Origin of the sequence: Haliea sp. E1-2-M8, assembly GCF_030649675.1 — a bacterium.
Lineage (GTDB): Bacteria > Pseudomonadota > Gammaproteobacteria > Pseudomonadales > Halieaceae > Haliea.
Genome location: NZ_JAUTDR010000003.1, coordinates 162,157 through 173,376 on the forward strand (window position 1 = coordinate 162,157; position 11,220 = coordinate 173,376).

Here is an 11,220-nt window from a genome sequence, read left to right on the forward strand (position 1 = left end):
TCAGCTCTCCGCCAGCATCCTGGCGTGAAATGCCAGGTGCTCGCCAACAAACGTCGCGATAAAGAAGTAACTGTGATCGTAGCCCGGTTGTCGGCGGATGTGCGCCTTGAAGCCGGTTTCGGCACAGGCCTGCTCCAGTAGCTCTGTCTTCAGCTGATCTTTGAGGAAGTTGTCCGCCTCGCCCTGGTCTACCAGCATCGGCAAATGTGGCGCACCCGCGCGGATCAGGGCGCAGCTGTCGTAAGCCTGCCAGGTGTCGCGGTCTGGCCCCAGGTAATTGCCCAGGGCTTTCTCCCCCCAGGGGCACTGGCTGGGGGCGACGATGGGCGAAAAAGCCGACACCGAGGCGTAGCGCCCCGGGTTGCGCAGCGCCAGCACCAGCGCGCCGTGGCCGCCCATGGAGTGGCCGAAAATGCTGCAGCGCTCCGCCTGCAGCGGGAACTCCGCGGCCACCAGCGCCGGCAATTCCGCGCTGACGTAGTCGTCCATCCGGTAGTGGCTGCGCCAGGGCGCCTCGGTTGCGTTGACATAGAACCCGGCGCCGAGGCCGAAGTCCCAGGCACCTTCCGGGTCATCGGGCACGCCCTCGCCGCGGGGGCTGGTGTCGGGGCAGACGATGGCGATGCCGTGGGCCGCCGCATAGCGCTGGGCGCCCGCCTTCTGCACAAAGTTCTCCTCCGTGCAGGTGAGGCCGGACAGCCAGTACAGCACCGGCACCGGACCCTGCTCGGCCTGGGGTGGCAGGTAGATGGCTACCTGCATGGTGCAGTCCAGCGCCCCGGAACGGTGGCTGAAGCGCAGCTGGCGGCCACCGAAGCAGCGGTTTTCAGCAATGATTTCCACGCTCATGCCTCAGTACACCACGACCGAGCGGATACTCTCGCCGCCGTGCATCAGGTCAAAGCCCTTGTTGATATCCTCCAGCGGCATGGTGTGGGTAATCAGGTCGTCGATGTTGATCTTGCCGTCCATGTACCAGTCGACAATCGTCGGCACATCGGTGCGGCCGCGGGCGCCGCCGAAGGCGACCCCGTGCCAGGAGCGGCCGGTGACCAGCTGGAAGGGGCGGGTGGCAATCTCCTTGCCTGCACCCGCCACCCCGATGATATAGGACTCCCCCCAACCCTTGTGGCAGCATTCCAGTGCCTGGCGCATTACCTCGACATTGCCGATGCATTCGAAGCTGTAGTCGGCGCCACCCTTGGTCAGCTCGACTATGGCCTCGACCACATTGGCCACATTCTTCGGATTGATGAAATCGGTCATGCCGAACTTGCGACCCAGGGCCTCCCGCTCCGGGTTCAGATCGATACCGATAATCTTGCCGGCGCCGACCAGGCGCGCGCCCTGGATGACGTTGAGACCGATGCCCCCGAGGCCGAACACCACGACGTTGCTGCCGGGCTCGACCCTAGCCCGGTACACCACGGCGCCGACACCGGTGGTCACGCCGCAGCCGATATAGCAGATCTTGTCGAACGGCGCATCCTCGCGCACTTTGGCCAGCGCGATTTCCGGCAGCACGGTAAAGTTGGAGAAGGTGGAGCAACCCATGTAGTGCCGCAGGGGCTTGCCGTCCAGGGAGAAGCGGCTGCTGCCGTCGGGCATCACACCCTGGCCCTGGGTTTCGCGAATGGCCTGGCACAGGTTGGTCTTCGGGTTCAGGCAGAAATTGCACTCCCGGCATTCGGGGGTGTATAGCGGAATGACGTGGTCACCCGGCTGCAGCGATTTCACCCCGGCCCCTACCTCGCGCACGATGCCCGCGCCCTCGTGGCCGAGGATGGCGGGGAAGGCGCCCTCCGGATCGTCGCCCGAGAGGGTGAAGGCATCCGTGTGACAGATACCGGTGGCCATGACTTCCACCAGCACTTCACCGGCGCGGGGTCCTTCCAGGTCGACGTCGACCACTTCCAGCGGTTGGCCGGCCCCGAAGGCGACGGCGGCACGAGTTTTCATTGGCTAACTCCTTGCAGAATGGCAACAGGTGTAACGGCAACCATGGTAAGGCCCCGTTCCGGGCGGGACAAGCGCGGGCTTTTGCATTAGGCTGGCGCCGGCGTGAATCACAGTTTGCAGGAAGCAGAGACACCCGATGCAGGAACGACTGGAATCTTTCGGCGGCAGCGGTGAGCCGCTGGTGTTTGCCCATGCCAATGGTTACCCCCCGGGTAGCTACCGGCGCCTGCTCGCGCACCTGGCCGAACAGTACGCTGTTACCGGCTATCGGCACCGCCCCCTGTGGTCGCGGGAACCGGTGCCCGCGCGCGCCGACTGGCACCAGTTTGCCAACGACCTGATCCAGACCTGGAGCGCGGCGCCGGCGAACCGGTGTGGATGATGGGCCACTCCCTGGGCGGCGTCGTTGCCATGCTGGCGGCGCTGAAGCGGCCGCAGCTGTTTCGCGGCCTGATCCTGCTGGATCCCGTTTTTGTCAAAACCCGGCTGGCTCTGGGTCTCAACCTGACACCGCGCTCCCGGTTGCCGAAAATTCCCATGGTGCGGCGGGCGCTGAACCGCCCGGACCGTTTTCCCGACCCCCAGACTGCGTTCGAGTTTCACCGCGGCAAGCGCGCTTTCAACGCCTTCGATGACGAGGTGCTGTGGGACTACATACGCGCGGGCTTGAAGCCGGGCAAGGGTGGCGCCTGGGAGTTGGCGTATTCCGGTGGCTGGGAGGCCGCGGTGTACTCTTCCCTGCCGCTGGTTTGGCCCAGGTTGCTGCGCCTGAAGGTGCCGACCCTCGGCATTGGCGGCGAAAGTTCTGACATTTTGTCGCCGGCGGCCCTGCGGCGCTGGGCCCGGCTGCAGCCTGAGGCGGAGCTGCACAGCGTACCCGGCGGCCACCTTTTCCCGCTGGAACAGCCGGACCAGACCGCGGCACTGGTGCTGGATTTCCTGGGACGCCAGCCTCACTGATGCTGCACCGGATCTGGCTGGGTTTCTTCCTCATTGCTTTTGCCAGCGCTTTGTTCCAGTGGCTGGTGGCCGGCGACGCCGAGGTTTTCCAGCGCATGGTGGCCAGCCTGTTCGATATGGCGGGCCTGGCGGTGCAACTGGCGATCGGCCTGATCGGCCTGATGGCCCTCTGGCTGGGGGTGGTGGCTATCGGCGAAGCCTCCGGGCTGGTGGACAAACTGGCGCGCCTGCTGTCGCCACTGTTTGTGCGCCTGATGCCGGATGTGCCGCGAGGGCACCCGGCGATTTCCTCCATGACCCTGAATCTGTCCGCCAATGTACTCGGCCTGGACAATGCCGCTACGCCACTGGGCATCAAGGCGATGAAAGACCTGCAGGAACTGAATCCGAACCCCACGGTGGCGAGTAACGCCCAGATCCTGTTCCTGGTGCTGAATACCTCGTCGGTGACCCTGTTTCCGGTCACGGTGCTGCTGTACCGGGCGCAGATGGGCGCGCCGGATCCGGCGGCGGTGTTCATCCCCATTCTGATCGCGACCAGTTGTTCCACCCTGGCGGGCTTGCTGGTGACCGCCTGGGTGCAACGCATCAATCTTCGTGACACAGTAGTGCTGGCCTGCCTGGGGGGCGGCTTTGCCCTGCTGCTGGCGCTGGTGGGCTGGTTTTCCACCCTGACTGCCAGCGAGTTGCAGCGGCAGTCCAGCCTGCTCAGCAATCTGCTGATTATCAGCCTCATTATCCTGTTTCTGGTGGTGGCCCACCGGCGTGCGGTCAACGTTTACGAGACCTTTATCGAGGGCGCGAAGCAGGGCTTCGAGACGGCCATCGGCATCATTCCCTACCTGCTTGCCATGCTGGTGGCAATCGGCGTGTTTCGCGCCAGCGGCGCCCTGGAGCTGGTGCTGGAGGTGCTGCGCGCCGGGGTCGGGGGGCTGGGTTTTGATACCCGCTGGGTGGAGGCCATGCCGACGGCGCTGATGAAGCCGCTGTCGGGGTCGGGCGCGCGGGCGATGATGATCGACACCATGAATACCTATGGCGTGGACTCGTTCCAGGGGCGGCTGGCGGCAACCATGCAGGGCTCTACGGAGACCACCTTCTACACCCTGGCGGTCTACTTTGGCGCGGTGGGCATACGCCACGCGCGCCACGCCCTGGCCTGTGGGCTGGTGGCGGATGCAGCCGGCATCACCGCGGCCATCGTCGTGGCCTACTGGTTTTACACCTGAGTCGTTGTCATAAAACTTTCATATAGCGGGTGGTCGAAACCGGGTGAACGGCGCCCCCGGGCACGCTAGACTGCGTGGTCCTTTGTTTACGAGGCTGCCCTGGGGCAGAGAACCCGCCTTGAGTGATACCCACAGCTCCCTGCAGCGACGCCTGGCCGACCTGGATGAAAACCTGTTTATCCCCCGGGAGATCAGCTGGCTCTCCTTCAACGCGCGGGTGCTGCAGGAGGCCGCCGACGACACGGTGCCGGTGATCGAGCGCCTGCGCTACCTCGGTATTTTCTCCAACAACATGGACGAGTTCTTCCGCGTCCGGGTGGCGGAAGTGCGGCGCCTGATCACGGTGTCCGACGCCAGCATGAGGCCCCAGGCCAAAGAGTTGCTGGCAGCCATCCAGAAGCGGGTGGTGGAGTTGCAGAAACAGTTCGAGAAAACCTACAACGGGGTGCTGCGCGACCTGCAGGCACGCCAGATATTCATGATCAACGAGCGCCAGCTCGACCCGGGCCAGGCCGCCTTCGTGCAGGCGTTTTTCACCCGTACCGTGCTCCCGGAACTTGAGCCCATCCTGCTGCGGGAGGGGCATTCCATTCCCCCGCTCAACGACGAGTCGATCTACCTGGCGCTGGACATCCGCACTGGCGAAAACTACATCTATGCTGTGGTCGAGGTTCCCACGGACCGGCTGGATCGCTTCGTGCAGATTCCAAAGCGCAAGGGCAAGGCCGGCAAGGTGTTTATCGCCCTGGACAACGTTATCCGCGCCTGCCTGCCGCAGATGTTCCGCGGGGTATTCCAGATCGAGGAGATGGCGGCCTACTGTTTCAAGTTTTCCCGCGACGCCGAGCTGGAAATCGACCCCGGTATCAGCGAAAGCCTGATCGACAAGATGGAGACCAGCCTCAAGCAGCGGCGACGGGCGGAGGCAGTGCGCTTCGTCTACGACGCAGCCATGCCGCAGCGCCTGCTGGATCACCTCTGTGCGCGCTTCGGGTTTGGCAAATATGACAGCCTGATTCCCGGTGGCCGCTACCATAATTCCAAGGACTTCATGTCCTTCCCCAATGTCGGCCCCAAGTACCTGGAATTCCCGCCGCTGCCGCCGATTCGCCTGCCGCGACTGGACGATCCGGGCAGCCTGGCGGACAACATCCGCGAGCAGGATGTGTTTCTCTATTACCCGTATCACCCCTTCGACTACATCGTCGACCTGCTGAAGACCGCGGCTCTGGACCCCGCCGTGACCGCGATCAAGATCTGTCTGTACCGGGTGGCTAAACAGTCCCGGGTCATTGATGCCCTGGTCAACGCGGTGCAAAACGGCAAGCGCGTGCTGACGGTGGTGGAACTGGCGGCCCGCTTTGACGAGGCCGCCAACATCAGCTGGGCCCAGCGGCTGACCGAAAACGGTATTCAGGTGATATTCGGTATTCCCGGCCTCAAGGTACACAGCAAGCTGCTGCTGATCGAGCGTCGCGAAGAGGGACAGATCCGCTATTACAGCCACATCGGCACCGGCAATTTCAACGAGAAGACTGCGCGGGTCTACACGGATTTCAGCCTGCTGACCTACGACCAGAACATCGGTCGCGACATCTACGATGTCTTCGATTTTCTCCAGTTCACCTACAAGCGCCCGCGCTACCGCACCCTGCTGGTGTCACCGCACAGCACTCGCCCCGGCCTGATGCACCTGATCGAGCAGGAGATTGCCAATGCCCGGGCGGGGTATCACGCCGAGATTACGCTCAAATGCAACAACCTGGTCGACAATCAGCTGGTAATGAAGCTGTACGAGGCGTCGGATGCCGGGGTGCAGATCAAGCTCATCATCCGCGGCATGTGTTCGCTGCTGCCCGGGGTGAAGGGTATCTCGGAGAACATAGAGGCTATCAGTATTGTCGACCGCTATCTCGAGCACCCGCGCGCCTACGTGTTCTACAACCGCGGCAATCCACGCTATCTGATTGGCTCCGCCGACCTGATGACGCGCAACCTGGACTACCGGGTGGAGGTGCTATGCCCGGTGCGCGATCCGGCGGCGCAGAAGACCCTGCAGGACATTCTCGACCAGCAGTGGTACGACAACGTGAAGGCGCGGATTATCGACCAGCACCAGGTGAACGCGTTTGTGCCCCGCCCCCGCAAGGCTCCCATGATTCGCTCCCAGGAATCCATTCACAGGTACCTGGCCACGGGCAAGCTGCCGCGCTACCCGAAGACGCCAGCCACCGGCAAGAAGCCCCAGCGTCGGCGCAAGCGGCGCTGACCATCGACGTTGTTGCCGCGGCCCGGGCTGGCTTACACTGTCACTAACCTTTTATCCGAGTCCCCTCACCATGGCCGGTACCAGCCTGTTAGCACTGCTTGATGACATCGCCACCATCCTTGATGACGTGGCGGTAATGAGCAAAGTCGCATTGCGCAAGACAGCAGGCGTCCTCGGCGATGACCTGGCAGTCAATGCAGAGCAGGTGAGCGGGGTGCGCGCGGACCGCGAACTGGCGGTCGTTTGGGCGGTCGCAAAAGGATCCTTTCGCAACAAGCTGATCCTGGTACCGGCGGCGCTGCTGGTGTCCGTGGTGGCCCCGGTCCTGATCCCTCCGGTGCTGATGCTCGGTGGTTTATACCTGTGTTACGAAGGGTTCGAAAAAGTCGCCCACAGCCTGTTTGATTCGCCCGAGGACAAGGCCGCGCACCGGCGCGAATTACGCGCCAAGCTGGCTGATCCAAAGGCGGATCTGGTCAAATTGGAACAGCAGAAAATTCGTGGTGCAATTCGCACGGACTTTATCCTGTCGGCGGAAATTATCGTCATCACCCTGGGCACCGCGGCTGATGCCGCCCTTGGCACCAAGATTGCGGTCGTCGCCGGCATTGCAGTGCTGATCACGGTGGGCGTTTATGGCCTGGTGGCGGTCATCGTCAAACTGGACGACGCGGGTGTCCATCTGGCGGGTCGTGAAGGTAGCGGTATGGCGGCGGCCGCCAGCCGCGTGCTCGGTCGAGGCTTGCTGGTGTTTGCCCCGCGGTTCATGAAGACCCTGACGATAGTCGGGACCCTGGCGATGTTCATGGTAGGCGGGGGGATTCTGGCCCACGGGCTGGGGCCGGTCGACGCCGCGATCCAGGCCATAACGGCCAGCGGAGCGAGTCTGCCAGTGGTCGGCCCCGCTGTGGCCCTGTTGGCCCCGACCCTGCTCTCGGCGTTGTTCGGTGCGGCTGCGGGGGCCGTGGTGCTGGCCCTGGTCAGCATTGTCGGGCGCCTGCGCAAGGGCTGGGCGAAGGGGGGCTGATTGCCGCCGGTCCGCTTAAGGTTGCACTAAGCTTGGGTCGTTAGAGTGGCCACCATCAATAGCCACGTGAGGCAAGATGGTGAAAGCCACGACGATCGAGATCCAGAGCAGCACCAGCGCTGACTGCCCGCCTGGCCCGGCCCTGGCCGGAAGAAACCTGCCGGTGCTGGAGGCGTGCCCCGAACTCCACCCACGGCGGGAACGCCTGGAGCAGTATATCGCCGGCGTGTTTCAGGCGGCCTGGGGCGCGCGGGTGCTGGGGTTTCTGCCCCTGCTTTGCAGCTTGCAACAGCAGGGACATTGCTCCGCTGCCCTCGGCCTGCGCAGCGCCAACCACGGCCCCCTGTTCTGCGAGCAGTATCTGGCCCGTCCGGCGCTGGAGGAGGTGGCGGCCCTGTACGGCACCCGCTGCCTGCCCGGCAATCTCATGGAACTGGGTAACCTGGCCGCGTCTCACCCGGGGCAGGGATCGCTGCTGTACCTGCTGGTCACCGCCGCCATTCACGATGCGGGCATACGCTATCTGATTTTTGCCGCCAACCGCGCGGTGCGGGTCTCCATTCGCCGCAGTGGGTTCACGCCGCTGACCATCGGCCCCGCCAGAGCGGAGTGCCTTGGCACCGCCGCCGCAAGCTGGGGCCGATATTACGATGGTGACCCCAGGGTCATGGTGGGGGATATGGCGCTGACCCGACAGCAGGTGCTGGCGCAGCCAGCACTGGAGGCAACCCTGCGCCAGTACCAGGCCTCGATCGACGCGCTGGCCAGCACAATCCGCGAGCACTGTGCATGAACCCCTTGCTGCGGGCTCTGCACCAGCGGGCGCGGGTAAAGCCGGAGGACGTCGTACTCACCGATGGCCACACGTCGACGACCGCCACCCGGCTGGTGGATGACATTGACCAGCTTGGCCGGCAACTGGCCGCGCTGGGTGTCAAACGCCTGGCGCTGCTCGCAGACAATTCCCCGGACTGGGTCCGGCTGGACCTCGCCGCCCAGAGCCGCGGGATCTGCCTGGTACCGGTGCCCACCTTCTTCAGTGCCGCCCAGCGTGACCATGTCCTGCACGCAGTCGGGGTCGATGCGATCGCCAGCGAGACCGGCCTGCGACCGCTGCTGGCACTGCCAGCTGGCAGCGGGGAGCCCATCGCCCGATGCCCGGAGCTGTTGCTCGATCTGCTGCCCGTCACCAGGCACGGGCAAGTTCCGGCGGGTACCGCCAAGATCACCTTTACCTCTGGTTCCACAGGTACCCCGAAGGGTGTCTGCCTGTCGACGGAGCAGTGTCTGAGGGTGGCCTCTGCGCTGGTGAGCGCCGTTGGTTTGCGGGCGCCGCGCCACCTGTCCCTGCTGCCCATGAGCACCCTGTTGGAGAATATTGCCGGCGTCTATATGCCGTTGTTGGCCGGCGGTTCAGTTGCGCTGCCGCCGCCTGCTGAAGTCGGCCTGACGGGTAGTTCCGGGGTCAATGCGGGGCGCTTGCTGCAGGCCCTCGGGCAGTGGCAGCCGCAAACGCTGATCCTCACGCCCCAGTTTCTCGCGCTATTTGACCAGGCCCTGCAAACAGGTTGGCAGCCGCCGCAGAGCCTGCGCTTTGTTGCGCTCGGTGGAGCCCGGGTAGCGCCGGCCCTGTTACAGCGGGTTCGGAGGGCGGGTTTGCCGGTATTCGAGGGCTACGGCCTCTCCGAGTGTGCGTCGGTGGTCAGTCTGAATACGCCCGGCCTGGACCGGCCCGGCAGCAGCGGCCAGGTCCTGCCCCATGTCCGGGTGACGGAACGCGAGGGGGAGTTGTGGGTCGAAGGAAATCGCTTCCTGGGCTACCTCGATGACCCGGCCAGCTGGGAGTGCGGACCGGTTGCCACCGGTGACCTTGGCCGTATCGACAGCGATGGCTTCCTCACCGTCTCGGGCCGGCGCAAGCACCTGCTGATCAGCAGTTTCGGCCGCAACATCTCTCCCGAGTGGGTAGAAAGCGAGCTGCTGGCGGGCGGAGTCCTGCGCCAGGCCGTAGTGCTGGGAGATGACCGGCCATGGTGCGTCGCGCTGGTGTACCCGGCGGATACCGGCTGCGACGACAGTGCCATTGCAGCGGCGATTGCTGCTGCCAATGAGCGCCTGCCGGACTATGCCCAGGTGCGCGACTGGATCCGGCTGCAGCAGCCGCTGTCCGCGGCCGCCGATTTGTTGACCGCGAACGGGCGTCCCCGTCGCAAGCAGATAGCTGTGCACTTCGCTGCCGCTGTTGAGCAGTGTTATCCCCCCATGAAGGAGTCTCTCGCCCGATGAACACCCCATCTTCCGGTTTTTTCCAGCAGTTGCAGGACAGCACCCGGGGCGAACGTGAAGCCCTGCTCAATACCAGCCTGGTGCAGGACGCGCTCGCCGGTCGGGTCGGTACCGAGCGTTACGTGGCGTTTCTGGTGCAGGCCTATCACCATGTCAGGCACACGGTGCCGCTGCTGATGGCCGCCGGTGCGCGTATGCCCGGCGACAAGGAGTGGCTGCGTACCGCGCTGGCGGAATACATCGGCGAGGAACTCGGGCACCAGGAGTGGATCCTCAACGACATCGCAGCCTGTGGCTACGACGCTGACAAGGCGCGCCAGAGCATCCCCAACCGGGAAACCGAACTGATGGTGGCCTATGCGTACCACATTATCGACCGGGTCAATCCGGTAGGGTTTTTTGGCATGGTGCATGTTCTGGAGGGAACCTCCATCAAAGTGGCGGACAGTGCGGCCGATGCCATTGCCACTGTAACCGGGCTGCCCCGCAAGGCGTTTACCTACCTGCTTTCGCACGGCGCCCTGGACATAGAACACGTACAGTTTTTCGAAAACCTGATGAACCGGATCGACTGCCCGCAGGACCAGCGCCAGATCCTGCACTGCGCGCGCCAGTTTTATCACCTGTATGCGGACGTCTACCGCAGCGTCAGTGCCGAACAGGCGCTGCAGCTGGCAGCTTAGGCGTTGGGCATGCAACTTGCGGGCAAGCGGTTCGTTCTGACCGGCGCGGCAGGCGGAATCGGACAGGCTTTCGCTGCCGCACTGGCGGGTGCCGGTGCGCAGCTGCTGCTGGTGTCGCGCAGCGAGGACGCCCTTGAGGCCCTGTGTGGTCGGCTGCCGGGAAGCGGGCACCAGCTGGTGGCAGCCGATCTGGCAACTGCCGGGGGACGTGCGGCCCTGGTGACGGCGGCGGGAGTGGAGGTCGACGGCCTGATCAACAACGCCGGTGTGAGTTTTTTTGGGCTGCTGGGAGAGCAGGGCGAAGCGGAGTTGCGCCAGACCCTGGAGCTGAATCTGTTGCTGCCGATGCTTCTGGTGCGGGATCTTCTTCCCGCCCTGCAGGCCCGCGGTGGCACCATCGTGAACGTGGGCTCCGCTTTCGGCAGCATAGGCTTCGCGGGCAACGTCGCCTACAGTGGTAGCAAGTTCGGCTTGCGCGGCTTCACCGAGGCACTGCGGCGGGAACTGGCGGACAGCGGTGTCAACGTGCAGTACCTGGCCCCGAGGGCGACCGCAACGTCGATGAACAGCGCTGCCGTGCAGGCGATGAACTCTGAACTTGGAACTGCCATGGATCCGCCGGAGCGTGTGGCGGATGAGCTGATGGCCCTGTTGGCCCGGGGTAACGGCGTTCGCTTTATCGGCTGGCCGGAGCGCTTCTTCATCAAGCTCAACAGCGTCTTGCCCGGTCTGGTGGACAAGGCACTGTTGCGGCAGTTACCCGTCGTGCGCCGCCATGCGCTGGCAGCCGCCACTGCGCGAGAGTAA

Annotated in this window: 11 protein-coding genes; 9 read left to right on the forward strand and 2 right to left on the reverse strand. The window is 64.4% G+C overall.

What is annotated here, in order from left to right; translation table 11 throughout:
• On the reverse strand, nucleotides 1–843 hold the full coding sequence (gene fghA, locus Q6D67_RS03825; protein WP_304704326.1) for an S-formylglutathione hydrolase: 843 nt from the start codon (nucleotides 841–843) through the stop codon (nucleotides 1–3).
• A gap of 9 nt (nucleotides 844–852) precedes the next feature.
• Nucleotides 853–1,959 carry an S-(hydroxymethyl)glutathione dehydrogenase/class III alcohol dehydrogenase gene (locus Q6D67_RS03830; protein WP_304704249.1) on the reverse strand — a complete coding sequence of 369 codons (1,107 nt, stop codon included), beginning with the start codon at nucleotides 1,957–1,959 and terminating at the stop codon, nucleotides 853–855.
• Nucleotides 1,960–2,095: 136 nt separating this feature from the next.
• Here Q6D67_RS03830 and Q6D67_RS03835 point away from each other — a divergent pair, with 136 nt between their 5' ends.
• From Q6D67_RS03835 to Q6D67_RS03875, 9 genes are all read left to right on the forward strand, one after another.
• Entirely contained in the window at nucleotides 2,096–2,341 is a 246-nt protein-coding gene (locus Q6D67_RS03835; RefSeq protein WP_304704250.1) for a hypothetical protein, read from the forward strand.
• Nucleotides 2,242–2,919, forward strand: coding sequence for an alpha/beta fold hydrolase (locus tag Q6D67_RS03840; RefSeq protein WP_370551915.1), 678 nt, complete (start codon nucleotides 2,242–2,244; stop codon nucleotides 2,917–2,919). Before Q6D67_RS03835 ends, Q6D67_RS03840 begins: the two co-directional genes overlap by 100 nt.
• Complete coding sequence (locus tag Q6D67_RS03845; RefSeq protein ID WP_304704252.1) at nucleotides 2,919–4,148, forward strand: nucleoside recognition domain-containing protein; 1,230 nt, start codon at nucleotides 2,919–2,921, stop codon at nucleotides 4,146–4,148. Before Q6D67_RS03840 ends, Q6D67_RS03845 begins: the two co-directional genes overlap by 1 nt.
• Nucleotides 4,149–4,266: 118 nt before the next feature.
• Nucleotides 4,267–6,417: a polyphosphate kinase 1 gene (gene ppk1, locus Q6D67_RS03850; protein ID WP_304704253.1), complete on the forward strand. Its 2,151-nt coding sequence runs from the start codon at nucleotides 4,267–4,269 to the stop codon at nucleotides 6,415–6,417.
• Between the two features lie 70 nt (nucleotides 6,418–6,487).
• Complete coding sequence (locus tag Q6D67_RS03855; protein WP_304704254.1) at nucleotides 6,488–7,444, forward strand: DUF808 domain-containing protein; 957 nt, start codon at nucleotides 6,488–6,490, stop codon at nucleotides 7,442–7,444.
• Between the two features lie 76 nt (nucleotides 7,445–7,520).
• Complete coding sequence (locus Q6D67_RS03860; RefSeq protein WP_304704255.1) at nucleotides 7,521–8,237, forward strand: thermostable hemolysin; 717 nt, start codon at nucleotides 7,521–7,523, stop codon at nucleotides 8,235–8,237.
• The gene (locus Q6D67_RS03865) at nucleotides 8,234–9,730 is read left to right on the forward strand and encodes an AMP-binding protein (protein WP_304704256.1); all 1,497 of its coding nucleotides are present in this window, start codon (nucleotides 8,234–8,236) and stop codon (nucleotides 9,728–9,730) included. The genes Q6D67_RS03860 and Q6D67_RS03865 overlap by 4 nt, the downstream gene beginning before the upstream one ends.
• Complete coding sequence (locus Q6D67_RS03870) at nucleotides 9,727–10,413, forward strand: TenA family transcriptional regulator (protein ID WP_304704257.1); 687 nt, start codon at nucleotides 9,727–9,729, stop codon at nucleotides 10,411–10,413. The genes Q6D67_RS03865 and Q6D67_RS03870 overlap by 4 nt, the downstream gene beginning before the upstream one ends.
• 9 nt (nucleotides 10,414–10,422) lie before the next feature.
• Nucleotides 10,423–11,220, forward strand: coding sequence for an SDR family oxidoreductase (locus Q6D67_RS03875; RefSeq protein ID WP_304704258.1), 798 nt, complete (start codon nucleotides 10,423–10,425; stop codon nucleotides 11,218–11,220).

Excerpts from the sequence above, each read along its gene's own strand:
- Q6D67_RS03830 (WP_304704249.1), bottom strand. The coding sequence starts at position 1,959 with ATGAAAACTCGTGCCGCCGTCGCCTTCGGGGCCGGCCAACCGCTGGAA.
- Q6D67_RS03835 (WP_304704250.1), top strand. The coding sequence starts at position 2,096 with ATGCAGGAACGACTGGAATCTTTCGGCGGCAGCGGTGAGCCGCTGGTG.
- Q6D67_RS03845 (WP_304704252.1), top strand. The coding sequence starts at position 2,919 with ATGCTGCACCGGATCTGGCTGGGTTTCTTCCTCATTGCTTTTGCCAGC.
- Q6D67_RS03855 (WP_304704254.1), top strand. The coding sequence starts at position 6,488 with ATGGCCGGTACCAGCCTGTTAGCACTGCTTGATGACATCGCCACCATC.
- Q6D67_RS03860 (WP_304704255.1), top strand. The coding sequence starts at position 7,521 with ATGGTGAAAGCCACGACGATCGAGATCCAGAGCAGCACCAGCGCTGAC.
- Q6D67_RS03865 (WP_304704256.1), top strand. The coding sequence starts at position 8,234 with ATGAACCCCTTGCTGCGGGCTCTGCACCAGCGGGCGCGGGTAAAGCCG.
- Q6D67_RS03870 (WP_304704257.1), top strand. The coding sequence starts at position 9,727 with ATGAACACCCCATCTTCCGGTTTTTTCCAGCAGTTGCAGGACAGCACC.
- Q6D67_RS03875 (WP_304704258.1), top strand. The coding sequence starts at position 10,423 with ATGCAACTTGCGGGCAAGCGGTTCGTTCTGACCGGCGCGGCAGGCGGA.